The sequence below is a fragment of the Pseudomonas aphyarum genome (assembly GCF_028657055.1).
GTDB classification, from domain to species: Bacteria; Pseudomonadota; Gammaproteobacteria; order Pseudomonadales; family Pseudomonadaceae; genus Aquipseudomonas; species Aquipseudomonas aphyarum.
This window is the reverse complement of the sequence record NZ_JAMDGS010000001.1, coordinates 232,801-259,011: the sequence shown is the minus strand read 5'-3', so window position 1 is coordinate 259,011 and position 26,211 is coordinate 232,801. Positions and strand designations below refer to the sequence as shown.

Below are 26,211 nucleotides of genomic sequence, written 5' to 3'. Positions count from 1 at the left end.
CGGTTGAGCACAGAAAAAGGAGTATTCGAATGTTAACCAGCCCGGCATCGACTTCCTCTGGTACGCCATTGCCGATCCCGAAAGGCCAGCGGGCCTTCGATTTCGAGCGCAGCACCAATGAGCATATCCGTGAGCTGCTGCATTATTACGGGCTGCGCACCAGCCTCATCCGGATCAAGGTGATCGATGCCTTGCTGGTTGCCGCTCGGGAAGGGCGCGCCGTTGGCGGGCGCGGGGTGCATGGGTATCTGCAGGCATTTGTCAGCGGCATCCAGTTCATCAGTGTCAGGGAAGTGCTCAAGCGTTTGTGCGAGGAGGGCGTCATCGTGTTTCAGCCCGACAAAAGCTACCGTTTCACCGGCGAGGCCTATGCGATGCTGGAGCAGCATGCCGATCGCTGACTGATCGCGTTTGCCGTTCTGATCAAAACCACCTGTTCGCAGGTGGTTTTTTCGTTGGGGCCGTCAATCCCGATTCGCTGAAAGCGTTCGATCAGCGGACAGCCAAACCTTCGTCCAATTGCCCGATCCGGCACGCCGGCGTACTGTGACCGGTGATGGCGTAAACCGTGACCATCACCATAACGACAAGATCGAGTGCCTTGCCCATGGACAGCCGCCTGCTGAGCGACCGCAGCAGCGTGTTTCGCCACGCTGACCCGTATGCCGTCTCCGACTATGTGAACCAGCACGTCGGCCAGCATTTCATCGGCCTGTCCAAAACCACCCACCCGCAAGCCAGTCTCAACCATCGCAAACTCGCTGATCTGGATCTGTGCCGCATCAGCTATGGCGGCAGCGTTCGCGTGACTTCGCTGGCGCTGGAAACCGTGTATCACCTGCAAGTGCTGCTGCAAGGCAACTGCCTGTGGCGCGGGCACAAGCGCGAGCATCATCTGGTGCCCGGCGAATTGCTGTTGATCAACCCGGACGATCCGGTCGACCTGACCTATTCCGACGATTGCGAGAAATTCATCCTCAAAGTACCGGTCAGCGTGCTGGAGTCGGTGTGCGACGAGCAGCGCTGGCTGCATCCTGCCGGGGGCATACGTTTTCTGCGCAATCATTACCGGCTCGACGAGCTGGAAGGGTTTACCCACCTGCTGGGCATGATCTGCCAGGAAGCCGAAGCCAGCGATCCGTTGCTGCGGGTGCAGGAGCATTACGCGCAGATCGTCGGCAGCAAACTGATCTCGCTGATGAACACCAACGTCAGCCGTGAATGCCTGAGTTCGCCGAGCGTCAGTTTCGAGCGGATCCTCGACTATATAGAGCGCAACCTGAAGCTGGATCTGCCCGCCGAACACCTGGCGGCCCAGGCGAACATGAGCCCGCGTTCCCTGTACGCGCTGTTCGAACGCCAGCTCGGCGTGACCCCGATGCAATACATCCGCCAGCGCAAGCTGGAACGCATTTATGCCTGCCTCAACGACCCGAGCTGCCCGGTGCGCAACCTCACCGAACTGGCGCTCGACTACGGTTTCCTGCACCTCGGGCGTTTCTCCGAAAGCTACCGCCAGCAGTTCGGCGAATTGCCGTCCGTGACCTTCAAGCGCCGCCACTGAATTCCCGCCCCCGAAACAATCTGAAGCACCTGTCGCGCCGTCCTGCACAAAACGGATAGCGCTCTGCAGGATTCGGATATTGCCGCCCGCGTTGCCTCCCTAATCTGACCTGGCCTGAACAATAACAATGGAGGCCCCGGCCATGTCCCTGGGAATCGACTACCTCAATGCCATGCTTGAAGAGGACCCCGAAAAGGGGGCCTACCGCTGCAAGCGGGAGATGTTCACCGATCCGCGGCTGTTCGAACTTGAGATGGCGCACATCTTTGAAGGCAACTGGATCTACCTCGCCCACGAAAGCCAGATCCCCAACGCCAACGATTTTCTGACCACCACCATGGGTCGCCAACCCGTGTTCATCGCCCGCAACAAGGCCGGTGAACTCAATGCCTTTCTCAATGCGTGCAGCCATCGCGGCGCCATGCTTTGCCGGCACAAGTCCGGCAACCGTTCCAGCTATACCTGCCCGTTCCACGGCTGGACGTTCAACAACAGCGGCAAACTGCTCAAAGTCAAGGACCCGAGCGAAGCCGGCTACCCCGAAGGCTTCAACTGCGAAGGCTCCCACGACCTGACCAAAGTCGCGCGTTTCGAGTCCTATCGCGGCTTTCTGTTCGGCAGCCTGAACGCCGATGTGAAGTCGCTTGCCGAGCACCTGGGCGAGTCGGCCAAGATCATCGACATGATCGTCGATCAGTCACCCGAAGGCCTGGAAGTGCTGCGCGGTTCCAGCTCCTACATCTATGAAGGCAACTGGAAACTCACCGCTGAAAACGGCGCCGACGGCTATCACGTCAGCTCCGTGCACTGGAACTACGCCGCCACCCAGAACCAGCGTCAGCAGCGCGATGCCGGCGAAGAAATCAAGACCATGAGCGCCGGCAGCTGGGCGAAGAAGGGCGGCGGTTTCTACTCGTTCGACCACGGCCATCTACTGCTCTGGACCCGCTGGGCCAATCCCGAGGATCGTCCGGCCTACGAGCGCCGTGATGAACTGGCCCGGGACTTCGGCCAGGCCCGCGCCGACTGGATGATCGAGAACTCGCGCAACCTGTGCCTTTACCCCAACGTGTACCTGATGGATCAGTTCAGCTCGCAGATCCGCGTCGCCCGGCCGATCTCCGTCGACAAGACCGAGATCACCATCTATTGCATCGCCCCCAAAGGCGAAAGCGCGGAGGCACGAGCCAAACGCATTCGCCAGTACGAAGACTTCTTCAACGTCAGCGGCATGGCAACGCCGGATGATCTCGAAGAATTCCGCTCGTGCCAGACCGGTTACGGCGCCGGGCGAGGCTGGAACGATATGTCCCGTGGCGCGACCCATTGGGTCGAAGGCGCGGACGCGGCGGCCGAGGAAATCGACCTCAAACCTTTGTTGTCCGGCATGCGTACCGAAGACGAAGGCCTGTTCGTGCTGCAACACAAGTACTGGCAGGAAACCATGCTCAAGGCCGCCGCCAGCGATAAAAGCCTGATCCCCGTGGAGGCTGTGTGATGAGCAACCTCTACGACACCGTGCGCGATTTCCTCTACCGCGAAGCGCGCTTCCTCGACGACGGCCAGTGGGATCAGTGGCTGGAACTCTACGCCGCCGACGCCAGTTTCTGGATGCCGGCCTGGGACGACCACGACACCCTGACCGAGGACCCGCAAAGCGAAATCTCGCTGATCTGGTACGGCAACCGTGGCGGCCTCGAAGACCGGGTGTTCCGGATCAAGACCGAGCGCTCCAGCGCAACCATTCCCGACACCCGCACCTCGCACAACCTCAGCAACATCGAGATTGTCGAGCAGGGCGAAGGGCAATGCCGGGTGCGTTTCAACTGGCACACCCTGAGCTTTCGCTATCAGGTCACCGACAGTTATTTCGGCACCAGCTTCTACACCCTCGACCTGCGCGGCGACCAGCCGTTGATCAAGGCCAAGAAAGTCGTGCTGAAGAACGATTACGTCCGTCAGGTCATCGACATCTACCACATCTGATCGAGACGGCGGCGAGCCGGGCTCGACGCTGTGAGCGAGGTGCACCATGAGTTTCCAGATCGCACTGAATTTCGAAGACGGGGTGACCCGTTTCATCGAGGCCTCCGGCCACGAAACCGTTGCCGACGCGGCGTATCGCCAAGGCATCAACATTCCGCTGGACTGCCGCGACGGCGCCTGCGGCACCTGCAAATGTTTCGCCGAGGCCGGGCGTTACGACATGGGCGACAACTTCATCGAAGACGCCTTGAGTGACGACGAACTGGCCCAGGGTTACGTCCTGACCTGCCAGATGCGCGCCGAAAGCGATTGCGTGGTGCGGGTGCCGGTCGACTCGCAAGTGTGCAAGACCGAACAGGCGAGTTATCAGGCGTCGATCAGCGATGTTCGTCAGCTCTCCGAAAGCACCATCGCGCTGTCGCTCAAGGGTGAATCCCTGAGCAAACTGGCGTTCCTGCCGGGGCAATACGTCAACCTGCAAGTACCGGGCAGCGAGCAATCCCGCGCTTATTCCTTCAGCTCGTTGCAGAAGAACGGCGAGGTCAATTTCCTGATCCGCAATGTCCCCGGCGGCCTGATGAGCAGCTTCCTCACCGGGTTGGCCAAGGCCGGCGACAGCCTGAATCTCGCCGGGCCGCTGGGCAGTTTTTACCTGCGCGAGATCAAGCGGCCGCTGCTTTTGTTAGCCGGCGGCACCGGGCTGGCGCCATTCACCGCGATGCTGGAGAAAATCGCCGAGCAGGGCAGCGAACATCCGGTGCACCTGATCTACGGCGTGACCAACGATTTCGATCTGGTGGAACTCGACCGCCTCGAAGCCTTCGCCGCGCGCATTCCGAATTTCAGCTTCGGTGCCTGCGTGGCCAATCCGCAGAGCCAGCACCCGCTCAAGGGCTACGTCACCCAGCACATCGAACCGCGCCACCTCAACGAAGGCGATGTCGACGTGTACCTGTGCGGCCCACCGCCGATGGTCGAGGCGGTCAGCCAGTACATCCGCGAGCAGGGCATCACGCCGGCGAACTTCTACTACGAGAAGTTCGCGGCGGCCTGAGTCTTCTTTCTGAATTGCGAGGTTGTCATGAACAACAGATTCGCCAACAAGGTCGCGCTGGTCACCGGTGCGGCGCAGGGCATCGGTCGCCGGGTGTGCGAGCGCTTGCTGGAGGAGGGCGCGCAGGTCATTGCCGTCGACCGCTCCGAACTGGTTCACGAACTGCAAGGCGAGGGCGTGCTGTCGCTGACCGCTGACCTTGAGCAATACGCCGATTGCGCCCGGGTGATGAACGCCGCCGTCGATGCGTTCGGGCGTCTGGATGTGCTGGTCAACAATGTCGGCGGCACTATCTGGGCCAAGCCGTTCGAGCACTACGACGTCGAGCAGATCGAGGCCGAAGTGCGCCGTTCGCTGTTCCCGACGCTGTGGTGCTGCCACGCCGCCTTGCCGTACATGCTCAAGCAGGGGCGCGGCGCGATCGTCAATGTGTCGTCGATTGCGACCCGCAGCCTGAACCGCGTTCCCTACGGCGCGGCCAAGGGCGGCATCAACGCGCTGACCGCCTGCCTGGCCTTCGAAAATGCCGAGCGCGGGATCCGGGTCAACGCCACCGCGCCCGGCGGCACCGAAGCGCCGCCCCGGCGCATCCCGCGCAACACCGCCGAACAGTCCGCGCAGGAGCAGGCCTGGTATCAGGAAATCGTCGCGCAAACCCTCGATAGCAGCCTGATGAAACGCTACGGAACCCTTGACGAACAGGTCGGCGCGATCCTGTTTCTCGCCTCGGACGACGCCTCCTACATCACCGGCGTGACCCTGCCGGTCGGTGGCGGTGACCTCGGTTGATCACGTTTGAATGGACACTGAAATGAACCGGATCCTGATTGAAAACCTGTCGGCGATCATCGTCGACCTGCCGACCATCCGCCCGCACAAACTGGCGATGCACACGATGCAGAACCAGACGCTGGTGATCCTGCGCCTGCGTTGCAGCGACGGTATCGAAGGCATCGGCGAAGCCACCACCATCGGCGGCCTGGCCTACGGCTACGAAAGCCCGGAAAGCATCAAGGCCAACATCGACGCGCACCTGGCGCCGGCGCTGATCGGCATGGACGCGGACAACATCAACGCCGCGATGCACAAGCTCGACAAGATCGCCAAGGGCAACACCTTCGCCAAGTCCGGCATCGAGAGCGCATTGCTCGACGCCCAGGGCAAACGCCTCGGCCTGCCGGTGAGCGAACTGCTCGGCGGTCGGGTCCGCGACAGCCTCGAAGTGGCCTGGACCCTGGCCAGCGGTGACACCGCCCGCGACATCGCCGAGGCCGAGCAAATGCTGGAAGCGCGGCGGCACCGGATCTTCAAATTGAAGATCGGCGCCAACCCGCTGCAGCAGGATCTGAAACACGTGGTGGCGATCAAGAAAGCCCTGGGCGAGCGCGCCAGTGTGCGGGTCGACGTCAACCAGTACTGGGACGAATCCCAGGCGATTCACGGCTGTCAGGTGCTCGGCGACAACGGCATCGACCTGATCGAGCAGCCGATCTCGCGGGTCAACCGCTCCGGACAGATTCGCCTCAATCTGCGCAGCCTGGCGCCGATCATGGCTGACGAATCCATTGAAAGCGTCGAGGACGCGTTCAGCCTCGCCGCCGACGGCGCCGCCAGCGTCTTCGCCCTGAAGATCGCCAAGAACGGCGGCCCGCGCGCCGTGTTGCGCACCGCACAAATCGCCGAAGCCGCCGGCATCGCTTTGTACGGCGGCACCATGCTCGAAGGTTCCGTCGGCACCCTGGCCTCGGCCCATGCGTTTCTCACGCTCAGGCAATTGACCTGGGACACCGAGCTGTTCGGCCCGCTGTTGCTGACCGAAGACATCGTCACCGAGCGCCCGCAGTACCGCGATTTTCACCTGCACATTCCACGCACCCCGGGCCTGGGCCTGACGCTGGATGAAGAGCGTCTGGCGCGTTTTCGCCGGCACTGATTCCCCAAGGAGAACGCCATGCTGTTCCACGTAAAAATGACCGTGATATTGCCCGCCGACATGGACCCGGCCGTTGCCACAAAGCTCAAGGCCGACGAAAAGGAACTCGCCCAGCGCCTGCAACGCGAAGGCCAGTGGCGCCACCTCTGGCGCATCGCCGGGCACTACGCCAATTACAGCGTGTTCGACGTGCCCAGCGTCGAAGCGCTGCACGACACCCTGATGCTGTTACCGCTGTTTCCCTACATGGAAATCGAGATCGACGGCCTCTGCCGCCATCCCTCGTCGATCCACACCGACGACCGCTGAGCCGGGCTCGACCCCACAACAACAAGATGAGGTGAACACCATGACCGTGAAGATTGCCCACACTGCCGAACTGCAAAAGTTCTTCGAAGAAGCCGCCGGTTTTGCCAACGATGGCGGCAGTTCGCGCCTGAAAAACATCGTTCTGCGGGTGTTGCAGGACACCGCCCGGATCATCGAAGACCTTGAGATCAGCGAAGACGAATTCTGGAAAGCCGTCGATTACCTCAACCGCTTGGGCGGCCGCTCGGAAGCCGGGCTGCTGGTGGCCGGCCTCGGCCTCGAACATTTCCTCGACCTGCTGCAGGACGCCAAGGATGCGCAGATCGGCTTGACCGGCGGCACGCCGCGCACCATCGAAGGCCCGTTATACGTGGCCGGCGCGCCGCTGTACGAAGGTGAATGCCGGATGGACGACGGCAGCGAGGAGGGCGTCGCCACCGTGATGTTCCTCGAAGGCCAGGTGTTCGATCCGCAGGGCCAGCCGCTCGCCGGCGCCACGGTCGACCTGTGGCACGCCAACACCAAGGGCACCTATTCGTTCTTCGACCAGAGCCAGTCCGAATACAACCTGCGCCGGCGGATCATCACCGACGCCGAAGGCCGCTACCGCGCCCGCAGCATCGTGCCGTCCGGTTACGGCTGCGATCCGCAAGGCCCGACCCAGGAATGCCTCGACCTGCTCGGCCGCCACGGCCAGCGCCCGGCTCATATTCACTTCTTCATTTGCGCACCGGGGCATCGGCACCTGACGACTCAGATCAATCTGTCGGGGGACAAGTATCTGTGGGATGACTTTGCGTATGCGACGCGTGAAGGGTTGGTCGGCGAGGTCGAGTTTCTGGAGGATGCAGCGGGACGTCGTGCCGAATTGAAGTTCGACTTCCAGTTGCGGCAGGCGCCGGATGCGATCGCCGAGCAACGCAGCCAGCGCCCGAGGGCATTACAGGACGCCTGAAGGCAAGAGAGGGAGCCCATGGCTCCCTCTCTTCCGGAAAATGTTGGAACTAAGCTAATGCAAAAAAGATATTTGTTCGGTGTTTTTAATATCGTTTAGTTTTGTTTCATAGACGAATCAAAAGCATCAAACCGATAGACCTCCCGATTGCCATGACGGCACACGCTGAATCGATCACGGACTCTTCAGGTTTGATTCACACGGGAGTGAATCATGCCGCACACCTCAGACATCACCGCATTGCCCATCCTCGACCTGTCCCTGCTCGACGGTACGCCGTCGCAACGCCAGGCCTTTCTCGATGACTTGCGCCATGCCGCCCGCGATGTCGGGTTTTTCTACCTGACCGGCCATGGCATCGACGCCAGCCTGCTCAAGCAAGTGCAGGACTATGCCCGCCAGTTCTTCGCCTTGCCCGACAGCGAGAAAACCGCCGTCGGCATGATCAATTCGCCGCACTTTCGCGGTTATAACCGCGCCGCTTCCGAGATCACTCGAGGCCAGCCCGATCAACGTGAACAGTTCGATCTTGGCGCCGAGCGCGACGTCTTGCCGTTGAACGCCGACAGTCCGTTGTGGGCGCGGCTGCAAGGGCCGAATCAATGGCCCAAAGCGTTGCCGCAACTCAAGCCGCTGCTGCTCGACTGGCAGCAGGCGATGACCCAAATGTCGCTGCGCCTGCTGCGCGCATTCGCCCAGTCACTGTCGCTGCCGGAAGACGCTTTCGACCGGTTGTACGGCGACAAACCCAACGAACACATCAAGCTGATGCGCTATCCGGGGCAAGCCTCGACGGCGAGCAATCAGGGCGTCGGCGCGCACAAGGATTCGGGTTTTCTCAGCTTCCTGCTGCAAGACCGGCAGGCCGGCCTGCAAGTGGAAATCGAAGAGGGGCGCTGGATCGATGCGCTACCTCGGGACAACACCCTGGTGGTGAATATCGGCGAGCTGCTGGAGCTGGCCACCAACGGTTACCTGCGTGCCACGGTGCATCGGGTGGTCTCTCCACCGGTGGGAAGCGAGCGCTTGTCCATCGCGTTTTTCCTCGGCGCGCAGCTGGATGCGGTGGTGCCGCTTTATCCCTTGCCGACGGCGTTGCTGCGTGAGGCTCGCGGCCCGGCCAGTGATCCGCTCAACCCGTTGTTCCGTGATGTCGGCTGGAATTACCTCAAGGGCCGACTGCGCTCCCATCCCGATGTCGCGCAGCGCTTCTACGCCGATGCGTCGAATACCCGGACACCGCTTCGCAAGACCGCCAACGCCTGATCCATCACTCGCAAAAGGATTTTTCCCATGTTGAAAAAAGCAGTGTTGAAAAAAGCAGGCCTGACCCTGGCCGTCCTCGGCGCGCTGGTGACTTCGTTTGGCGCTCAAGCGCTGGAGCCATTGCGCGTTGCCGCCGACCCGGTGCCCCACGCGCAAATTCTGGCGTACATCCAGAAACTCGATCCGCAGCTCAACCTCAAGGTGATCGAAATCCCGCAGGGCGTGAACTCCAACGAGCTGCTGGTGCACGGCGATGTGGACGCCAACTACTTCCAGCATCTGCCGTACCTGCAATCCCAGGAAAAGGCCCTCGGCGAAAAACTCGCGGTGGCCGCCACGGTGCACATCGAACCGCTGGGCATCTATTCCCATCGCCACAAAACCTTCGCCCAGGTGCCGGACAAAGGCACGGTCGCCGTGCCGAACAACGTCACCAACCTGAGCCGCGCGCTGTACCTGTTGCAGGACAACGGCCTGATCAAGCTCAAGCCCGGCTTCAATGATCCGGCGGCCGATCAGGCGACACCGAAGGACATCGCCGAAAACCCGAAACACCTGAAGATCCTCGAAATCGAATCGCCGCAACTGCCCCGCGCGCTGGACGACGTGGATCTGGCAGTGATCAACGGCAACTACGCGCTGGAAGCCGGGCTGGTGCCGGCCAAGGATGCGCTGGGGCTAGAGAAGGCCGAACACAACCCTTACGCCAACATTCTGGTGACCACGCCGAAACTGGAAAACGATCCGCGCATTCAGCAATTGGCCAAGGACCTGACCTCGCCGCAAGTCGCCAAATACATCGCCGAGAACTTCAAGGGCTCGGTGATTCCGGTGGCGGACGTCAAGCCATGATCGTCGTCGAGCAGTTGAGCAAGACCTATCCGTCAGCGTCGACCCCGGCGCTGGATCAGGTGTCGTTGAGCATTCCCGATGGCGCGATCTACGGGATTCTCGGGCGCAGCGGTGCGGGTAAATCGACGCTGCTGCGTTGCCTCAATCTGCTCGAACGCCCGGATGCCGGGCGGATTCTGCTGGACGGCGAAGACCTCACGGTGCTGTCCGATAGCGAACTGCGTCGCCAGCGTCAGCGCATCGGCATGATCTTTCAGGGCTTCAACCTGCTGCATTCGCGCAACGTGTTCGACAACGTTGCGGTGCCGCTGGAAATCGCCAAAGTCGCCAAACCACAGCGCCACGAACGGGTTCGGGAACTGCTGGATCTGGTGGGTCTGGGCGACAAGGCCGAAGCCTTTCCATCGCAACTGTCCGGTGGGCAGAAGCAGCGGGTCGGGATCGCCCGGGCCTTGGCGGCACGGCCGGCGTATCTGCTGTCGGACGAAGCCACCAGCGCCCTGGACCCGGAAACCACCGCGTCGATTCTGGAGCTGTTGCGCGACATCAACCGGCAGCTCGGTTTGACCATCGTGCTGATCACCCACGAACTGGACGTGGTCAAGTCGATCTGCGATCACGCCGCGTCCATGGCCAACGGAAAACTGGTGGAGGCGGGGCCGGTGGCCCGATTGCTGGCCGATCCGCAGTCCTCCCTCGGCGCTTCACTGCGACCCAGTTGCGGCTTGCCGCTGGGGCACGACGCGCCCGGTTTGAGTTTTCTGCGGCAATACGGCGTACGGGCGGCCCACTCATGAACCGCGTGATCGACTGGAATGAAATCCTGCAACTGGTGCTCAACGCTACCGGCGAAACCCTGTACATGGTGTTGCTCGCCGGACTGTTCACCTTGCTGATCGGTTTGCCGCTGGGGGTGTTGCTGTTCATCAGTCGCCGTCAGGGGCTGTACCCGCTGCCGAGGCTCAATCAGGCCTTGGGCGCGATCATCAATCTGGGGCGTTCGCTGCCATTCGTGGTAATGCTGATTGCCCTGATCCCGCTGACCCGGCTGGTGGTCGGCACAACCCTGGGCAGCACCGCCGCCGTGGTGCCGATCACCATCGGCGCCTTTCCGTTTTTTGCGCGGATCGTCGAGAACGCCCTCGACGAAGTCGAAAAGGGCCGGATCGAAGCGATCCTGGCCATGGGCGGTGACATCCGCCACGTGATTTTCAAAGTGCTGTTGCCCGAAGCGCTGCCGGCCTTGCTGGCGGGCATCACCCTGACGCTGGTGATGCTGATCGGTTTTTCTTCCATGGCCGGGGTCATCGGTGGCGGCGGCCTGGGCGATCTGGCGATCCGCTACGGTTATCAACGGTTCAACAATGAAGTGATGGTCGCCACCGTCGTGGTGTTGGTCATCCTCGTCCAGGGTGTGCAAAGCCTGGGCGATCGACTGGTGCGTTCGCTGGCTCATCGACGTTAAGGAATTTTATGGGTGCGCCTGTCGCCGTGGTCTCCGAACCACTGATTCGTGTACGTGAACTGAGCAAGACCTTTGGCTCGAACCGGGCACTGGACCGGGTCAGCCTGGATATTTTTCCCGCTGAAGTGGTGGCGCTGCTCGGCGCCAACGGTGCGGGCAAATCGACACTGGTGAAGATCCTCGCCGGCAGCCAGACCCACGACGGTGGCGAGATCTGGATCGATGGTCAGCCCCGGCATTTCAGTTCGCCGCTGTCGGCGCGTCGTTTCGGCATCGTCGCGGTTCATCAGCAGATCAACGAAGGTATCGCGCCCGGATTGAGCGTGGCGGAAAACCTGCTGCTCGATGAACTGTGCCGCCCCGACGCCGACTTCTGGCTCAATCGCAAACGCCTGCTGGAGCGCGCTGCGAGCATTGCCGCCGGCCTCGGTCTGGTGCTGCCGCTGGAGCAACCGATCGAACACCTCGGCCAGGCCGAACGACAACTGGTGGTGCTGGCCCGCGCCTTCGCCCTGCAACCGCGACTGCTGATTCTCGACGAGCCCACGGCGGCGCTGTCGGATGCCGAAGCGCAGCGCCTGTTCGGGCTGATCGACACCTTGCGCAGTCGTGGCGTGGCGATTCTGTATATCTCCCATCGGCTGTCCGATCTGCAACGGGTGGCTGACCGCGCCGTGGTGCTGCGTGACGGGCAACTGGCCGGTGAGTTCAGTGCCCGGCAATTGCCCGAGGCGTTGGAAGCGATGCTTGGTCAGGCGCTGGAAGCTCACGTCTACACGCCGCGAGCGGCGGGGCGCGAAGTGCTGAAACTGCGCGGCGTGAAAGTCCTGCCGCGCACCCAGGCCTTTGATCTGAACCTGCACGAAAACGAAGTGGTGGTGCTGACCGGATTGCTCGGCACCGGCAAAAGCGAAATCGCCGAAGTGCTGTTCGGGCTGCGCAAACCGGTGTCCGGCTCTCTGCAACTGGACGGCATCGACTGGCAGCCGGGCTCGCCACGCCAGGCAATTCAAAGCGGTGTGTTCTTCGCTGCCGAAGACCGGGCCAGCCAATCGTTGGTGCCGGATTTTTCATTGCGTCGAACCCTTACCTTGCCGTTCCTCGAACGCTTCACCCGGAGCGGTTTCATCCGCAATCGTGCCGAAGCAGCAGCGGTCGAGGCGCAAGTCGCAGCGCTGGGAATCAAGACCGCCGGCATCGATGTGCCGATGAGTGCGTTGTCCGGCGGCAATCAGCAGAAAGTCGTGCTCGGTCGCTGGCTGCTTGGCGAGGGCCGGGTGCTGATCCTTGACGAGCCGTTTCAGGGCGTCGATGTGCGTGCCCGGCGCGAGATTGGCCAACTGCTGCGCGACAGCGCTGCTGGCCGCGCCACGCTGGTGATCTGCTCGGACGTCGATGAGGCGCTGGAGATCGCCGACCGGATTCTGCTGGTGCGCGATCACGCGGTGGTGGCCGAGTACCCGCGTGCCGGGCTGGATCGCGCCACCCTGGTCGCGGCGCTGGCCGGCAGCGATCCGCAAAATTCTAATGTTCACGCCGCGCCAAGGAGTAGAGCGAGTGCCTGATTCGAGTTCCCTGTTGTCATCCGCCCCGGCGCCGTCCGAGCGCTTCGTGCAAGCGCTGATCCGCTACGGCCTGCTGTGGGTGCTGGCGTTGATCGTGGTGTTTTTCAGTGTCGCGGAACCGGCGTTCCTGCGGGTCGGCAATCTGTTCAGCATCTTGCAGTCGGTGTCGATTGTCGCGCTGCTGGCCTTGGGCGTGACGCTGACCATGGCCGTCGGCGGGCTGGATCTGTCGATTGGCGCGGTGGCGGCCATGAGCCTGATGATCGCCAGTTACGTGATGGTGGTGCTCGGTTGGGGCGCAGCGCCGGCGGTGCTGATCAGTCTGGCGGGCGGCGCGCTGGTCGGGCTGCTCAATGGCTGGCTGATCGTGAAGATGCGCGTGCCGGACATTCTCGCGACGCTCGGCAGCATGTTCCTGGTGATCGGCGTGCAACTGATTCCCACGGGCGGACGCTCGATTGCGGTGGGGATGACTTTACCCAACGGCGATGAAGCCGAGGGTTCGTTCAGTGCGTTGTTTCTGGCGCTGGGCCGAGGACGACTGTGGGACATCGTGCCGGTTCCGGTGTTGATCACGGCGGTGGTCGCGGTGGCGGTGTGGCTGTTTCTCGAACGCACGCGCATCGGCCGGTTGTTCTATGCGATTGGCGGCAACGAGCAGGCGGCGCGTCTGGCCGGTGCGCCGGTGCAGCGCTTCAAGTTGCTGGCTTACGTGCTCTCGGCGCTGCTCGCATCGCTCGGCGGTTTGCTGCTGGCGGCGCGGTTGGGGCGCGGCGATGTCAGCTCCGGTAACGGTCTGGTGCTCGATGCGCTGGGCGCTGCATTGATCGGTTTTGCGGTGCTCGGGGCGAAGAAGCCCAACGCGTTTGGCACGCTGGTCGGCGCGCTGCTGGTGGCTTCGTTGCTCAACGGCCTGACCATGCTCAACGCGCCGTATTACGCGCAGGATTTCGTCAAGGGACTGGTGTTGGTGCTGGCCCTGATGTTCACCTTCGGCCTCGCGCATCGGGCGCGTTGAGCCGTTTCATTGATGCTTCAAGGAAAGATCCATGCACGGTTCAATCAAGCAGTTCGCACGTCATTGCCTCGCCGGGGCGTTGCTCTCGGCGCTGGCCTTCAATGCTCAGGCCAAGGCTTTGCCCGGCGCGCCGGCGCCGTTCGATAAAGGGCAGGTACAGATCGCGCTGGTCGGCTATCTGTTCTCTGGGGATTTCCCTGAAGCCTATCTGCGCGGCGTGGAGAAACAGACCGAAGCGCTGGGCGCCAACCTGCGGGTGTTCGACGCGCGGCAACAGGCGGCGAGCCAGGGCGAGATGATCGATCAGGCCGCCGACCTCGGCGTCGACGGGATCATCGTGCAATTGGGTCTCGCGGAAACCCTAAAGGGCCCGATTGATCGGGCGCTGGCCAAGGGCATCAAGGTCGTGGCGTTCGACGTCGATCTGAACACGCCGCAGGTGACCCAGGTCGAGCAGGATCACCACGCACTGGCGCGGCTGGCACTCGATCAAGCGGTCAAGGACAACGGCACCCGCTTCGACGCCGGGTATGTCTACATCAGCGGCTTCACGCCGATGGAGCGTCGTGACGAGATCTGGAGCCAGGTCAAGGCGAGCAATCCGGGGATCATCGAAAAGGCGCGTTTCGGCACGCTCAATCCGCCGATTGCCAACTCGGTGGCCGATCAGGCCAGCGCCGTGCTGCGGGCCAATCCGGGGATCAGCGTGATCTTCGCGCCGTTCGACGAGTTCGCCAAAGGCGCGAAGATCGCCGTGGACGAGGCCGGTCTGAGCCGCAAGGTGAAGATCTACAGCGCCGATATTTCTACCGCCGACATCCAGATCATGAAAGAGCCGGACAGCGCCTGGGCCGCCACCGCTGCGGTCAATCCGCAAGTGGCCGGGGCGATCAGCGTGCGCAGTCTGGCGATGCTGATTGCCGGGGAAAATCCGGGGCCCAAAGTGCTGGTGCCGCCGACCCTGATCACCCGTCAGCAACTGCTGGATCTGGACGTAAAAAACGTGCGGGACCTCGGGCAGAAACTGCCGGCCTTCGGTGACACCGCCAATGTCGCGCGGGCACCGTGGATTCCCGTGGCGAACTGAGGAACCGACATGCACGACAAGGCTGCGCGCCTGCGCAAGAGCCGTTCGCCGAAAGCGGATGTGGGGCTGGGCGAACGGCTGCCGCCGGGGCAGGTGCTGACGGAGCGCTTCCCGATCCTGCACGAAGGGGAGGTGCCGGCCTATGACCTGGCGACGTGGTCGCTGCGCCTGTTCGGCACCTTGGCCAACCCGGTCGAGCTGACCTACGCCGATCTGCAAGCGCTGCCGCAACGCCAGTTGCAATGCGACATTCATTGCGTGACACGCTGGTCGAAGTTCGACACCCGCTGGAGCGGCGTGCACCTGCAAGACCTGTTGCAGGCCCTGGACATCCGGCCAACGTCGACCTTCGTCATGGCCCACGCCGATCACGCTTACCAGACCAACCTGCATCTCGATGACCTGCTGCACCCGGACAGTCTGCTGGCCACCCATTACGACGGTCAGCCGCTGACCGCGCAACATGGCTGGCCACTGCGTCTGGTGGTGGCGGGGCGGTACTTCTGGAAGAGCGCGAAATGGCTGCGCGGGCTCGAGTTCACCGATCAGGAACAACCGGGCTTCTGGGAGCGCAACGGCTTTCACTTGCACGCCGATCCGTTCATTGAGCAGCGTTTCAGCGGCGATGCGCTGGACATTGCCGAAGATGCCTGGCGGGAAAAGGACTTCGACTGACGGCATCTAACTTCGCGCCGAAAAAAACTCAGATTAATAGCGCTCTCTACAACAACGTGGAGTGCGTTTTTGTGCGTGATTAGTTGTTGGTTAGTTGGCTGTTCATGTTGTTTGGTCAACACAAGTGTTGCTCAGGCAACACTCCGTTCGTCGAGCATAACCTAAGCGTTATTGGTTCTTTTGCGGCAGACGACCGCTCGTCTAGCATCGGTAATCAGGGGGTTCTACTAACTTTGGGGTTCTTGCGCTCTAACAGCCGATAGTTGTTCAACACACTTGGCTGCCTTTCTGAATATCAAAACTACAGCAGAAATTGCCGTGCACCGATTGCCGACACTTCATGATTCGGCAGTGGCCGGTTATTAACTGCGATTCAAGGAGCTGTCGCATGATTCACCGTTCGCGTTCATTACTCGCCATCGCTGTTGTCAGTGCAATCTGGCAACTTCCTGCGCAAGCCGAAGAGACTTCCGCGCGCGTCGACGATGACACACGGCTGGGTACCGTGCTGGTCACCGGCACCCGGGGCACCGCACGCACGGTGCTGGATTCGCCGGTGCCGGTGGATGTGCTGACCGCCGAGGACCTGAAGACCGCCGGCGCCAGTGGCGGCGAGCTGGGCCAGGCGTTGCAGACGCTGTTGCCGTCGTTCAGTTTTCCGCGCCAGTCCAACTCCGGCGGCGCCGACCACGTGCGCGCCGCACAATTGCGCGGCATGAGCCCGGATCAGGTGCTGGTGCTGGTCAACGGTAAGCGTCGCCACACGTCGGCAGTGGTCAATGACTCGTCGAAAATCGGTCGAGGTACGGCGCCGGTGGACTTCAACTCGATCCCGATCAGCGCGATCAAACGCATCGAAGTGCTGCGTGACGGCGCCGGTGCGCAGTACGGCTCCGACGCGATTGCCGGGGTCATCAACATCATCCTCGACGACGCCCCCGAAGGCGGCGAAGTCTCCACCAGCTACGGTGCCTACCACACCCACCAGGACGCCATCGGCAAAACCACCACCGACGGCCAGAACAGCGTGACCACCGCCAAGATCGGCACGCGGCTGGGCGAGGAGGGCGGGTTCATTCGCGGCGGTACCGAGTACAAGGATCGCAACCCGACCAACCGCGCCGGCTACGACGGTTTCGCCGACACCCCGGGCCAGCGCAATTACGTTATGGGCGACGGGGTGGCGCGGGACGTCAACGCCTGGTTCAACGGCGAATTGCCGTTGGCCGGCGGCAAGGCCTACAGCTTCGGCACCTACAACGAACGCCACACCACCGGCGCCGAGTTCTATCGCTACCCGTCCGAGCAGCCGCAGTTTTACCCCAACGGCTACCTGCCGCAATCGCTGGGCGACAACACCGACATCTCCGCCACCGCCGGCTACAAAGGCCTGATCGACGACGACTGGGATTTCGACAGCAGCGTCACCCACGGTCGCAACCGCTTCGAATCGGCGACCCGTCGCACCCTCAACGTCAGCCTCGGCGCAGACTCGCCGACCCGCTTCGACACCGGCGATTATGAGTTGCGCCAGACCACCACCAACCTGGATTTCAGCCGCGAATTGCGCCTCGGCGGCCGCTCGTTCGTGCTGGCGGTGGGCGGTGAATATCGCTACGAAAACTACCTGACCTTTGCCGGAGACGAGGCTTCCTACATCGGTTCCGGGGCCGACGGCGCCAACGGTCTGCGCCCGAGTGAAGAGTCGGATCTGGATCGCAATGTGTTCGGCACCTACGCCGAATTGTCCGGTGATCTCACCGACCGTTTCTTCGTCGACGCCGCCACGCGCTGGGAACATTACGACGACGCCGGCAGCAAACTCACCGGCAAGCTCAGCGGTCGCTACAAGCTGACCGATCAATGGGCGTTGCGCGGTGCGGTGTCGAACAACTTCCGCGCGCCATCGCTGGCCCAGAGTGGCTTCCAGAACACCACCAGCAACTTCGGCGACGGCGGCACGCTCACCGACATCCGCGTGCTGTCGGTCAACGACCCGATTGCCCGTGCCCTGGGCGCGGAAAAACTCGATCCGGAAACCTCGAAGAACTTCAGCCTCGGCCTGACGTTCCAGTTGAACGAACGCTTCGATGCGTCGCTCGACGTGTTCCGCATCGACGTCAAAGACCGCATCACCCTGTCGCAGCGAATCGGCAGCGACGCGCTGGAAAGCTACATCAACGACAACTTCGGCGTGGCGGGCGTGCATGACGTCAACTTCTTCACCAACGCCGCCGACACCAGCACCGACGGCGCCGAACTGGTGCTCAACTACCATCAGCCGTTCTACGACGGGCAACTGGGCCTGACCACCGCGTACACCTACAACCACACCAAGGTCACCAGCACCAAGGGCACGCCGTCGCAGCTGACTGCCTTAGGGATCGGCAATGACGCGCTGGTCGGCGTCGAGGAACGCAACACCCTGACCGACGCCGCGCCCAAGGATCGCTTCGTGTTTTCCGCCAACTGGACCAGCGAACACTGGGGCTTGCTCGGGCGTCTGACCCGTCAGGGCGAAACCACCCGGGTGTTCGATTTCGGCGACTCGCAGCCTGAGCAAACCTATGGCGCGGTGTGGCAGCTGGACGCCGAGGTGGCCTACAAATTCACCCCGAAATTCAGCATCGCCCTGGGAGGCAACAACCTGACCGACAACTACCCGGAACGCTCCGGCTCGGCCATCAACTACGGCGGTAACCTGCCGTACGACGTGCTCTCGCCGATCGGCACCAACGGCGCTTATTACTACGCCACCGCCACTTACGGCTTCTGAGTCTTTTCCGCCATGGACGGCGGATCATCAGCGGAAACCTTCATGACTCAAACCAATGGCCCCAAGCGGCACCTGCCGGTGTTTCAGGCGTTGCTGATCACGCTGGGCATGGTCATCACCACCGACATTCTCAAAACCGCGCCGACCGTTGCCTTGAACGTCGGGCCGGAACATTTCTATTGGGTCTGGGTGCTCGGCGGACTGGCGTCGATGGCCGGGGCCTTGTGCTTTGCCGAGATGGCCACCGCGTTTCCGCATCCGGGCGGTGACTATCATTTCCTGCGCACCGCTTATGGCGAGCGCATGGGTTTCCTGTTTGCCTGGTCGCGATTCTCGGTGATGCACACCGGGTGGATCGCGTTGTCGGCGTTCATGTTTGCCGACTACTTCAATGCGGTCGTGCCGTTGGGGCATTACGGATCGGGAGTGTTTGCCGGTGCGATCATTGCCGCTTTGGTGCTGCTGAATCTGACGGGCAAGCACATTGGTTTCATTACTCAGACGGTGCTGGTGGGGTTGCTTGCTCTCGGGTTCCTGAGCATTGCCAGCGCCGGGGTCTGGTTGGCGTGGCAAGGGATCGAACCGACGCTGCCCAGCGATCCGGTCGTGCCCGAACACACTGGCGCGGCAGGGTTTTCTGCGGCGATGATCTTTGTGTTTCTGGCCTTCGGCGGCTGGAGCGATGCGGCGACATTGTCCGCCGAAGTGCGCGATGGTCGACGCGGGATCTTCATCGCCATGCTCGGCGCACTGACGGTGCTGATGACGATCTATCTGGCGTTGAACTGGGCGTTCGTCCAAGGGTTGGGATTCGAAGGCCTGGCCGCGAGCAACGCGCCGGCGGTGGAATTGTTGAACCGAGCCTTCGGTGCCCCGGGCGTATTGCTGATCCTGCTGATGGTTGGTATCGCGGCCATCGCCACCATCAACTCGACCTTGCTGGTCGGCGCCCGCACCACCTACGCCGCCGCCCGCGATGTGCCGCAATTGCGTCGCTTCGGTGAGTGGGATGAGCGCGATGGCGTGCCGCGCAAGGCGTTGTTGGCGGAGGGGGCGGTGGCGTTGGTGTTGGTGTTGTTTGGCAGTTTTACCCAGAGTGGCTTCAACACTATGGTTGAGTATCTGACGCCGGTGTATTGGTTGTTTTTGAGCTTGAGCAGCGTGGCGTTGATTATCCTGCGCAGGCGTTTCCCCGAGGTGGCACGGCCGGTGAAGGTGCCGCTTTATCCGCTGTTGCCGCTGCTGTTTTTTGGGTTGTGCGTTTACATGCTTGATTCCAGCGTGACGGTGGTTGGTTTCGGCGCTTTTCTGGGGATTGGGGTGTTGCTGGTGGGGGCTGTGCTTTTGGCGGTGGTGGGGCGACTGACGCCGGGCCCTCACCCCAGCCCTCTCCCAAAGGGAGAGGGGGCCGACCGAGGTGTCTGACGCTATCCATCGATCTGAAACACTGAGTCGATTATGGATTCAGAAGGGCAGGTTCAGGTCGGCGTAGTTCTGAAGCATCCCGCGGTCAGTTCCCTCTCCCTCCGGGAGAGGGCTAGGGTGAGGGCAGGCGATCAAAAGGACACTGCGGCCGGCTGAGACAAACGAAGCACCGACAAATCCCCCGTAATCCGCTTATAAGCCAAGCGAATCGCCTCGATGTCACTCTCACGTTTCGGCCCGCTTTCGTGCAGGATCACAATCACCTTGGTCGCCAGCCGCTCGGGCACTTTCGCGTCGTGGTCCTTCCACTGCCCATACGCATCGAACACGCTGAACCCGTCCGGGAACCGCGTCGTCACTTCCTGATCGAGAAACTCGCGCCAGCGCGCCGGGCTCACCACACCTTCCTTGCCTTCCAGCGGCCCCACCGAGAAATACAACTCGGTCCGCACCCACTGCGCCTGCGCCGGTCGTGTGGCATCGCCCTGCAGGGTTGAACTGGCGGGATCCTTGGTATGCACGGAAACCGGAGGAGGGCTGGCACACCCGGCGACCGCCAGGAACAGAGCAGCCAGTAGTAAACGTTGCGGCATGGAACTTCCTTATTGTTAAGAACGGTCCCGAATTATAAAGGGGACGGTTAATAGCAATAAAAGATTAAAAAGTGGATCGTCGCTGAACTAATGGAATAAGCAAATACATTGAAAATAATGCCCGCTGGTTAGAACGATTATTTCTTTAAGTTATTTGCTTGGTGTTGGATCGCATATCCATGACATTCAAAAACCTGCTCCCGCATTTGCCGGATCTGTCATGGCGTCTACTCTGCTGCTGCAACGGTTCAAGTCGCACGGAACGCTGCACTTGAAGCGTTTGAACAGCAGTTTTTGCTGCTCGATGGACAGCTTGTTGCGTATTTCCCAATCCTTAGAATCCGCTCCATCAACTTCTCATCCAGTTCTTAATCCTCAGGGAGCTACACCATGATGAACGCCATGCAGATGCAAATGCCGATGAACGCCAACATGCCGATGATGCCGATGACGGGCATGCCGATGATGATGGCGACCATGAGCTGCGACATGATGGACGACGGCATGATGTGCAAGATGATGCCGGCCGCTGGCATGGACATGGCCATGTTCAAGAACAGCGCTGAAATGATGCAGATGATGATGGACTGCGGCATGCCGATGATGATGCATTGCGGCAACATGAGCATGATGTGCATGTCCCCGGCGGCCATGGCCATGCCGATGATGAACATGATGATGCCAATGCCGATGATGGGCATGCCGATGCCATCGATGAAGTGCGTGATGGAATGCACCATGATGGCCGACTGCATGATGTGCAAAATCATGCCGATGCCGGGCATGAACATGGACATGATGAAAAACTGCTGCGCCCTGATGATGAAAATGATGAACGACTGCAGCATGCCGATGATGATGAGCTGCAACGGTATGCCGATGATGTGCTGCACCTGCTAAGTCTTTCAGGCATGAAAAAGCCCGACCGGGAAATTCCCGGTCGGGCTTTTTGTTGTCTGTTCGTCAGTCCAGGCGTTCGGGGTAGGTCACCACCAGGTACGCCACCGCTTCACTGTCGGCAGGGTTGCGATAGCGATGGGGCTGGTCGGCGTAGAACAGGATCGAATCGCCCGTCGACAGCAGATAGCGCTCGTCGTTGACGCTGATCTCCAGCACGCCCTGGGCTACCACCAGGTTTTCCTGCACGCCCGGGCCGTGGCCCTCGGATTGATCCTCGCCCAGCGGGCTCAGGCGCAACTCATAGAATTCCGACTGGCGCGCTACATCAAAGGGAAACAACGCACGGCTGACAAAGGCACCACTGGCGCTGACCAGCCGCTTGCTCTGGCTCGCCGACAACACGGCCACGCCTTCAAACGCGCGATGTTCGAGAAACGCGGCCACCGACACCTTCAAACCCTTGGCGATTTTGCACAGCACCTTGATCGACGGCACGCTGCGCCCGGATTCGATCTGCGCCAGCATCGCCCGGCTCACGCCGCACTGGCGGGCGAGGGCATCGAGCGACAGATGCCGCTTGCCGCGCAGACGTTGCAGGTTCTGCGCGACGCGTTCACAGATCGGATCTTCTTCCAGGGAGTCGAGGTTGTTCAGGTCCAGCACAGGTTCATCGGCGCTCGCCAGAAAGCGCGAGGGTTCACGCGCGTTCACGCTTGACGCGTCTCGCTGGAACGAGCGGCCTGCACCCACTGGTAAGCCTGATAACCGGCATTGCGCGCATACATTTCCCACATCAGCCGGGCCTGTTGCTGGGCGTGGCGGCGTTTGCGGTAGACGGCGAAGTCGATCAGGTTGTCAGTCGGTTTCATGGCGCACTTCACTGTGTTCAATGACGGGATGAGGTGAGAGTACGCCGAGATTTTTATAACGATAAATACTGATTGTTTATTTATTAATTCCTTCTGGTTATTTGCTGGTTTGTCACATCGGGGCGAATGCATTCAACAGAAAATCCCGCACATACACCCGGCTCGGACTCTGCAACGCGCTCTTGGGCCATACCAGATACAGCACGTTGACCGGCGCTTCACCGGGCACGGTCGGGGAAATCAGGCGGCCATCGGCAATCGCATCGGCGCACTGATAATCCGGCAGAACCGTCCAGCCGTGGCCTCCGATGGCGAGGTCTTTGATGATCCGCAGATCCGGAATGGTCAGCGCCGCTTGCAGTTGCGGGGCGATCTGGAACATCGACGACCACAGCGGGCGTACCAGGGCGAGGTCTTCGTCGAAGGCTATCAGCGGGACTTGGGTCAGTTGCTCCTGAGTCGGGTGCTGGCCCAAGCGATCCAGCAGGCTCGGCGCGTAGACCAGCAGCATGCGTTCGGTCAGCAGATGGGCGAAACCATGGGTCTGTTCGTCGGGCAGGGAAGCAGTGATCGCGAAATCGATCTGTTTTGATTCGAGCATCTCGTAGATGCGCTTTTTCGTGCCGGTGTGAAAACGCAGCAGGAATCCTTCTTCCATCAACGGTGCGAGGCGGGCGGCGACTTGCGAGTGAATGAAGTCCGAAGGACCGACCAGATGAATCGTGCCGCCTTTGAGCAGGCCGGGGCGCAGCGAAGCGATCTTGTTTTCCAGACCATCCAGGTAAGGCGCGACCGAGCGGGCCAGCTCATCGGCGGCTTCAGTCGGTTCAACGCCTCGCGGCAGTCGATGGAACAGCGGTTTGCCCACCAGCGCCTCCACAGCCTGGACATGCATTGAAGCCGCCGGCTGGGTGATGCCCAGATGCTCGGCGGCTTTGGAAAACGACCTGGCGCGGTAGGCTTCGAGGAAGGTTCGCAGGTGAGTGAGGTGGCTCATGGGTTGGCGACGTCCGGGGGGCTGAATCTGGTTTTTACCATGGCGAGCGGCAGGCGTGCTCGCCTCGGGAAAACGCCGTTGCAGCGTTTCCCGAAGCAAGGCTCGTCAGGCGTTATCGGCCGGGCGATAACGCGGCGCGGAGCTCGCGGACATCTGCCCGAGAATCAGCAGCAGACCCAGTGCCGAAACCACGGCGCCGGTGAGGCCGACGTAGCTCAGGCCAATCTGGCTGATGGTCACGCCACCGGCCACCGAACCGAGGGCAATCCCGGAGTTGAACCCGGCAATGTTCAGGCCGGCGGCGACGCCGTGGGCGTGAGGCGCATGCTGTTCGGCAATCCCGATCAGTCTCGCCTGCAAGGCCGGCACGGCCGCGAAGCTGAACATTCCGAGCAACGCCACCAGCACACCCATCAACATGGACGAACCGGAGAACGCCCACATGCCCGCGGTGACCAGCGCGATGCCGGCAATCAGCGTGGCACTGGCGCGGTCGACGCCCCAGGCGTCGGTGAGTTTGCCGCCGAGCACGTTGCCGATGGCAGCCATCACGCCGTACAGCAACATGAACACGCCGACGGTGGCGGCGGTGGTGCCGGTGACATCGGTCAGCACCGGGGCGATGTAGGTGTAGGCCACAAACGAGCCGGCGTAACCGAGCACCGTGACCAGCGCGCCGGCCAGCAGCTTGCGATTCAACAATGCCTTGAGACTGTCGAGGGCCGAACCGCTGTCGGCGGAGGTCGGCAATGGATCACGCATGCCGAACAGCAAGCCGAAGAAGCCGATCGCACCGAACACCGCAATGGCGGCCAACACCAGACGCCACGACATCACGCCGCCCAGATAGGTGCTGATCGGCACGCCGACGGCCATCGCCAGCGTAAATCCACCGAACACCACGGCAACGGCGCTGCCCGCCCGGCCGGGACCTGCCAATCGAGCAGCGGTGCTCGACGCCACAGCGAGGAACAAGCCGTGGCCCATACCGGCGATAAAACGGGCGATGAGCATCAGCGTCAGAGTGCTGGAAAACGCCGCCGCCAGACTGCCGGCGCTGAACACCAGCGCCGTCGCCAGCATCACATTCTTGCGTGACCAACTGGCGGTCAGCGCGCTGAAGATCGGCGCGGCAACGGTAGCGCCCAAGGCATAGGCAGTGATGGTCGCGCCGGTGGCCTCGACATTGACGCCGAGACTTTGCGCCATGACCTCGGTCAGGCCGATCGGGACGAATTCAGCGAGCCCGAGGGCGAAGGCGCTGAGGGTGAAGATGTAAATGACAAATGGCATGGGAGCCTCTCGCAAGTGGAAGATGGCGAGAGGCTAGGGGTTGCGAATCTATAAAAGAAATTCTGTTTTTGGCGTGCAGGTATAAAAATATTGATATGTCTTCAGTGAGACAAAAAAAGGCGCGTGAGTTTTTGACTCACGCGCCTTCGGGTTCATTTGCTGGCGTTCAACACAATCCGGTACCGCGCCTTGCCGCTGCGCAGATGATCGACAGCATCATTGACCTTGCTCATCGGAAATTCCTCCACCTGCGGCAGGATCTGATGCCGCGCGCAGAACTCCAGCATGGTCGCCGCCGTGGCGGGCGAGCCGACCGGCGAGGCTGACAGGGATTTCTGTTGAGGGATGAGGTTGAACACGTGCACCGGAATCGCGTCGGGCACTATGCCGACGAAGTGCAGCCGGCCCTTGCCGCGCAGGGTGGCGAGCATGGCCGTCCAGTCGAGGTTGGCGTTGGCGGTGATCAGTAGAAAGTCCAGGGTGCCGGCAATCGCTTTCAGCGCTTCGCTGTCGGTGGAGGCGACGACCTTGTGGGCGCCGAGGCGTTTGGCTTCTTCCTGTTTGCTCAACGAAGAGGTGAACGCCGTGACATCGCAACCCCAGGCATTGAGAAACCGCAGCGCTAGGTGTCCGAGGCCGCCGATGCCCACCACGCCGACCCGGTCGGTCGGCTTGATGTCGAATTCCACCAGCGGATTGAAGACCGTGGAGCCGGCACAGAACAGCGGGCCGGCGAGAGCCGGGTCGAGATTGTCCGGGAGTTTCAGCGCCCACGCCCAGTGAGTGCGCAGTCGATCGGCGAATCCGCCATGGCTGCCGATGATCGTCGGTTTGGCGGTGGCACAAAGGTGATGGGAGCCACCGATGCAGGACGAGCAATGCATGCAGCTGCCCTTGTACCAGCCGATCCCCACGCGCTGGCCGACTTCCAGACCGCGTACCTGTGGGCCTGTGCGCACGATGCGGCCGACCACTTCGTGACCGGGAATGAACGGGTATTGGCTGATGCCCCAGTCGTTGTCGATCAGCGACTGGTCGGAGTGACAGACGCCGCAATATTCCACGGCGACTTCGACTTCCTCATCGCCCAGCGGGCCGGGGACGTAACTGAAGCGCTCCAGCGGCGCGCCGGCCGAAGTGGCGGCCCAGCCGGTGAATGTCGTAGGTTCGGTGTTATTGCTCATGGGACACCTCCAGGTCTGGCGCTGCGGGCGCAGCCTGAAGAGTCTAGCGTGTCATCGAGCGGGCGCTAGCCAGGTGTTCAGCACGCGCCGGTCGAGTTCTTCCCAGTCCGCCATGCCCAGCACTCGCGTGGTATTGAGGCCGCGCAGATAACCGCGCAACTGATTGGCCGCGGCCCGCACCGACTCCGAATTGTCCGCTGACTGGCCCAGCACGGTTTCGTATTCGACCAGGTATTCGGCCACCCGGTCGCGGAATTCGGGCAGGACGGCATCGCGGATCAGATCAAAGGTTCGCACCGGTAATCCTCATCTGTTTTCGTTGTGATTGAGTGTGCAGCAGTCTGCACGCCGCGCAACTATTGGTTCAAGTAATAGTGACCATCAAGAAACGCAAGTTCTGCTTTGGCGCCGATGGGCGGAAAATCGCCTCCATCGAACACGCCGC

27 protein-coding genes are annotated in these 26,211 nt (G+C 61.7%); 20 read left to right on the top strand and 7 right to left on the bottom strand.

Features of this window, described 5'->3' with window-relative positions:
• Nucleotides 1-29: 29 nt before the first annotated feature.
• The 19 genes from M5G18_RS01250 (at nt 30) to M5G18_RS01160 (ending at nt 19,930) form a co-directional block, all read left to right on the top strand.
• A complete protein-coding gene (locus M5G18_RS01250) occupies nt 30-401 on the top strand; it encodes a fe2+ zn2+ uptake regulation protein (RefSeq protein WP_127797827.1) in 372 nt (123 codons plus the stop codon).
• A gap of 206 nt (nt 402-607) precedes the next feature.
• On the top strand, nt 608-1,564 hold the full coding sequence (locus tag M5G18_RS01245) for an AraC family transcriptional regulator (RefSeq protein WP_273896880.1): 957 nt from the start codon (nt 608-610) through the stop codon (nt 1,562-1,564).
• Between the two features lie 142 nt (nt 1,565-1,706).
• Nucleotides 1,707-3,062, top strand: a complete 1,356-nt coding sequence (gene benA, locus M5G18_RS01240) for a benzoate 1,2-dioxygenase large subunit (protein ID WP_273896879.1) — start codon at nt 1,707-1,709, stop codon at nt 3,060-3,062.
• On the top strand, nt 3,062-3,550 hold the full coding sequence (benB, locus tag M5G18_RS01235) for a benzoate 1,2-dioxygenase small subunit (protein WP_273896878.1): 489 nt from the start codon (nt 3,062-3,064) through the stop codon (nt 3,548-3,550). Before benA ends, benB begins: the two co-directional genes overlap by 1 nt.
• A gap of 46 nt (nt 3,551-3,596) precedes the next feature.
• Nucleotides 3,597-4,604: a benzoate 1,2-dioxygenase electron transfer component BenC gene (gene benC / locus M5G18_RS01230; RefSeq protein WP_273896877.1), complete on the top strand. Its 1,008-nt coding sequence runs from the start codon at nt 3,597-3,599 to the stop codon at nt 4,602-4,604.
• A gap of 27 nt (nt 4,605-4,631) precedes the next feature.
• Nucleotides 4,632-5,393, top strand: a complete 762-nt coding sequence (locus M5G18_RS01225) for a 1,6-dihydroxycyclohexa-2,4-diene-1-carboxylate dehydrogenase (RefSeq protein WP_273896876.1) — start codon at nt 4,632-4,634, stop codon at nt 5,391-5,393.
• Nucleotides 5,394-5,415: 22 nt separating this feature from the next.
• Complete coding sequence (locus M5G18_RS01220) at nt 5,416-6,537, top strand: muconate cycloisomerase family protein (RefSeq protein ID WP_273896875.1); 1,122 nt, start codon at nt 5,416-5,418, stop codon at nt 6,535-6,537.
• A gap of 18 nt (nt 6,538-6,555) precedes the next feature.
• On the top strand, nt 6,556-6,846 hold the full coding sequence (gene catC, locus M5G18_RS01215) for a muconolactone Delta-isomerase (RefSeq protein WP_273896874.1): 291 nt from the start codon (nt 6,556-6,558) through the stop codon (nt 6,844-6,846).
• Between the two features lie 40 nt (nt 6,847-6,886).
• Nucleotides 6,887-7,801 carry a catechol 1,2-dioxygenase gene (catA, locus tag M5G18_RS01210; protein WP_273896873.1) on the top strand — a complete coding sequence of 305 codons (915 nt, stop codon included), beginning with the start codon at nt 6,887-6,889 and terminating at the stop codon, nt 7,799-7,801.
• Nucleotides 7,802-8,014: 213 nt separating this feature from the next.
• Nucleotides 8,015-9,067 carry an isopenicillin N synthase family dioxygenase gene (locus tag M5G18_RS01205; protein ID WP_273896872.1) on the top strand — a complete coding sequence of 351 codons (1,053 nt, stop codon included), beginning with the start codon at nt 8,015-8,017 and terminating at the stop codon, nt 9,065-9,067.
• Between the two features lie 42 nt (nt 9,068-9,109).
• Nucleotides 9,110-9,919: a MetQ/NlpA family ABC transporter substrate-binding protein gene (locus tag M5G18_RS01200; protein WP_258713595.1), complete on the top strand. Its 810-nt coding sequence runs from the start codon at nt 9,110-9,112 to the stop codon at nt 9,917-9,919.
• On the top strand, nt 9,916-10,716 hold the full coding sequence (locus M5G18_RS01195; RefSeq protein WP_273896871.1) for a methionine ABC transporter ATP-binding protein: 801 nt from the start codon (nt 9,916-9,918) through the stop codon (nt 10,714-10,716). Before M5G18_RS01200 ends, M5G18_RS01195 begins: the two co-directional genes overlap by 4 nt.
• A complete protein-coding gene (locus M5G18_RS01190; protein ID WP_007955507.1) occupies nt 10,713-11,384 on the top strand; it encodes a methionine ABC transporter permease in 672 nt (223 codons plus the stop codon). Before M5G18_RS01195 ends, M5G18_RS01190 begins: the two co-directional genes overlap by 4 nt.
• A gap of 8 nt (nt 11,385-11,392) precedes the next feature.
• Nucleotides 11,393-12,949: a sugar ABC transporter ATP-binding protein gene (locus tag M5G18_RS01185; protein ID WP_273896870.1), complete on the top strand. Its 1,557-nt coding sequence runs from the start codon at nt 11,393-11,395 to the stop codon at nt 12,947-12,949.
• The gene (locus M5G18_RS01180) at nt 12,942-13,967 is read left to right on the top strand and encodes an ABC transporter permease (protein ID WP_273896869.1); all 1,026 of its coding nucleotides are present in this window, start codon (nt 12,942-12,944) and stop codon (nt 13,965-13,967) included. Before M5G18_RS01185 ends, M5G18_RS01180 begins: the two co-directional genes overlap by 8 nt.
• A 31-nt stretch (nt 13,968-13,998) precedes the next feature.
• On the top strand, nt 13,999-15,054 hold the full coding sequence (locus M5G18_RS01175) for a substrate-binding domain-containing protein (protein ID WP_273896868.1): 1,056 nt from the start codon (nt 13,999-14,001) through the stop codon (nt 15,052-15,054).
• Nucleotides 15,055-15,063: 9 nt separating this feature from the next.
• Complete coding sequence (locus tag M5G18_RS01170) at nt 15,064-15,729, top strand: sulfite oxidase-like oxidoreductase (RefSeq protein WP_273896867.1); 666 nt, start codon at nt 15,064-15,066, stop codon at nt 15,727-15,729.
• Between the two features lie 388 nt (nt 15,730-16,117).
• A complete protein-coding gene (locus M5G18_RS01165) occupies nt 16,118-18,505 on the top strand; it encodes a TonB-dependent receptor plug domain-containing protein (RefSeq protein ID WP_273896866.1) in 2,388 nt (795 codons plus the stop codon).
• Between the two features lie 42 nt (nt 18,506-18,547).
• A complete protein-coding gene (locus M5G18_RS01160; RefSeq protein ID WP_273896865.1) occupies nt 18,548-19,930 on the top strand; it encodes an APC family permease in 1,383 nt (460 codons plus the stop codon).
• A gap of 131 nt (nt 19,931-20,061) precedes the next feature.
• Here M5G18_RS01160 and M5G18_RS01155 read toward each other — a convergent pair whose 3' ends face one another.
• Nucleotides 20,062-20,523 (bottom strand): DUF3574 domain-containing protein, encoded by a 462-nt coding sequence (locus M5G18_RS01155; protein WP_273896864.1) that lies wholly within the window; start codon nt 20,521-20,523, stop codon nt 20,062-20,064.
• A 390-nt stretch (nt 20,524-20,913) separates the two neighbouring features.
• Here M5G18_RS01155 and M5G18_RS01150 point away from each other — a divergent pair, with 390 nt between their 5' ends.
• A complete protein-coding gene (locus M5G18_RS01150; RefSeq protein WP_007955499.1) occupies nt 20,914-21,423 on the top strand; it encodes a hypothetical protein in 510 nt (169 codons plus the stop codon).
• Between the two features lie 63 nt (nt 21,424-21,486).
• On the opposite strand, the gene M5G18_RS01145 is transcribed toward M5G18_RS01150, so the two are convergent.
• From M5G18_RS01145 to M5G18_RS01120, 6 genes are all read right to left on the bottom strand, one after another.
• Nucleotides 21,487-22,077 (bottom strand): helix-turn-helix domain-containing protein, encoded by a 591-nt coding sequence (locus tag M5G18_RS01145; RefSeq protein ID WP_162130482.1) that lies wholly within the window; start codon nt 22,075-22,077, stop codon nt 21,487-21,489.
• A gap of 53 nt (nt 22,078-22,130) precedes the next feature.
• Complete coding sequence (locus M5G18_RS01140) at nt 22,131-22,292, bottom strand: hypothetical protein (protein WP_007955494.1); 162 nt, start codon at nt 22,290-22,292, stop codon at nt 22,131-22,133.
• Between the two features lie 112 nt (nt 22,293-22,404).
• The gene (locus M5G18_RS01135) at nt 22,405-23,289 is read right to left on the bottom strand and encodes a LysR family transcriptional regulator (RefSeq protein WP_273896863.1); all 885 of its coding nucleotides are present in this window, start codon (nt 23,287-23,289) and stop codon (nt 22,405-22,407) included.
• A 105-nt stretch (nt 23,290-23,394) separates the two neighbouring features.
• Nucleotides 23,395-24,582 carry an MFS transporter gene (locus M5G18_RS01130; RefSeq protein WP_273896862.1) on the bottom strand — a complete coding sequence of 396 codons (1,188 nt, stop codon included), beginning with the start codon at nt 24,580-24,582 and terminating at the stop codon, nt 23,395-23,397.
• A 152-nt stretch (nt 24,583-24,734) separates the two neighbouring features.
• Nucleotides 24,735-25,766 carry an NADPH-dependent aldehyde reductase Ahr gene (ahr, locus tag M5G18_RS01125; protein WP_273896861.1) on the bottom strand — a complete coding sequence of 344 codons (1,032 nt, stop codon included), beginning with the start codon at nt 25,764-25,766 and terminating at the stop codon, nt 24,735-24,737.
• Between the two features lie 51 nt (nt 25,767-25,817).
• Nucleotides 25,818-26,063, bottom strand: coding sequence for a hypothetical protein (locus M5G18_RS01120; protein ID WP_085604716.1), 246 nt, complete (start codon nt 26,061-26,063; stop codon nt 25,818-25,820).
• Nucleotides 26,064-26,211 lie beyond the last annotated feature (148 nt).

What these genes read in the sequence shown, in the direction of transcription:
- M5G18_RS01250 (WP_127797827.1), top strand. Translation starts at nt 30, where the DNA reads ATGTTAACCAGCCCGGCATCGACTTCCTCTGGTACGCCATTGCCGATC.
- M5G18_RS01245 (WP_273896880.1), top strand. Translation starts at nt 608, where the DNA reads ATGGACAGCCGCCTGCTGAGCGACCGCAGCAGCGTGTTTCGCCACGCT.
- benA (WP_273896879.1), top strand. Translation starts at nt 1,707, where the DNA reads ATGTCCCTGGGAATCGACTACCTCAATGCCATGCTTGAAGAGGACCCC.
- benB (WP_273896878.1), top strand. Translation starts at nt 3,062, where the DNA reads ATGAGCAACCTCTACGACACCGTGCGCGATTTCCTCTACCGCGAAGCG.
- benC (WP_273896877.1), top strand. Translation starts at nt 3,597, where the DNA reads ATGAGTTTCCAGATCGCACTGAATTTCGAAGACGGGGTGACCCGTTTC.
- M5G18_RS01225 (WP_273896876.1), top strand. Translation starts at nt 4,632, where the DNA reads ATGAACAACAGATTCGCCAACAAGGTCGCGCTGGTCACCGGTGCGGCG.
- M5G18_RS01220 (WP_273896875.1), top strand. Translation starts at nt 5,416, where the DNA reads ATGAACCGGATCCTGATTGAAAACCTGTCGGCGATCATCGTCGACCTG.
- catC (WP_273896874.1), top strand. Translation starts at nt 6,556, where the DNA reads ATGCTGTTCCACGTAAAAATGACCGTGATATTGCCCGCCGACATGGAC.
- catA (WP_273896873.1), top strand. Translation starts at nt 6,887, where the DNA reads ATGACCGTGAAGATTGCCCACACTGCCGAACTGCAAAAGTTCTTCGAA.
- M5G18_RS01205 (WP_273896872.1), top strand. Translation starts at nt 8,015, where the DNA reads ATGCCGCACACCTCAGACATCACCGCATTGCCCATCCTCGACCTGTCC.
- M5G18_RS01195 (WP_273896871.1), top strand. Translation starts at nt 9,916, where the DNA reads ATGATCGTCGTCGAGCAGTTGAGCAAGACCTATCCGTCAGCGTCGACC.
- M5G18_RS01190 (WP_007955507.1), top strand. Translation starts at nt 10,713, where the DNA reads ATGAACCGCGTGATCGACTGGAATGAAATCCTGCAACTGGTGCTCAAC.
- M5G18_RS01185 (WP_273896870.1), top strand. Translation starts at nt 11,393, where the DNA reads ATGGGTGCGCCTGTCGCCGTGGTCTCCGAACCACTGATTCGTGTACGT.
- M5G18_RS01175 (WP_273896868.1), top strand. Translation starts at nt 13,999, where the DNA reads ATGCACGGTTCAATCAAGCAGTTCGCACGTCATTGCCTCGCCGGGGCG.
- M5G18_RS01170 (WP_273896867.1), top strand. Translation starts at nt 15,064, where the DNA reads ATGCACGACAAGGCTGCGCGCCTGCGCAAGAGCCGTTCGCCGAAAGCG.
- M5G18_RS01165 (WP_273896866.1), top strand. Translation starts at nt 16,118, where the DNA reads ATGATTCACCGTTCGCGTTCATTACTCGCCATCGCTGTTGTCAGTGCA.
- M5G18_RS01160 (WP_273896865.1), top strand. Translation starts at nt 18,548, where the DNA reads ATGACTCAAACCAATGGCCCCAAGCGGCACCTGCCGGTGTTTCAGGCG.
- M5G18_RS01155 (WP_273896864.1), bottom strand. Translation starts at nt 20,523, where the DNA reads ATGCCGCAACGTTTACTACTGGCTGCTCTGTTCCTGGCGGTCGCCGGG.
- M5G18_RS01150 (WP_007955499.1), top strand. Translation starts at nt 20,914, where the DNA reads ATGATGAACGCCATGCAGATGCAAATGCCGATGAACGCCAACATGCCG.
- M5G18_RS01140 (WP_007955494.1), bottom strand. Translation starts at nt 22,292, where the DNA reads ATGAAACCGACTGACAACCTGATCGACTTCGCCGTCTACCGCAAACGC.
- M5G18_RS01135 (WP_273896863.1), bottom strand. Translation starts at nt 23,289, where the DNA reads ATGAGCCACCTCACTCACCTGCGAACCTTCCTCGAAGCCTACCGCGCC.
- M5G18_RS01130 (WP_273896862.1), bottom strand. Translation starts at nt 24,582, where the DNA reads ATGCCATTTGTCATTTACATCTTCACCCTCAGCGCCTTCGCCCTCGGG.
- ahr (WP_273896861.1), bottom strand. Translation starts at nt 25,766, where the DNA reads ATGAGCAATAACACCGAACCTACGACATTCACCGGCTGGGCCGCCACT.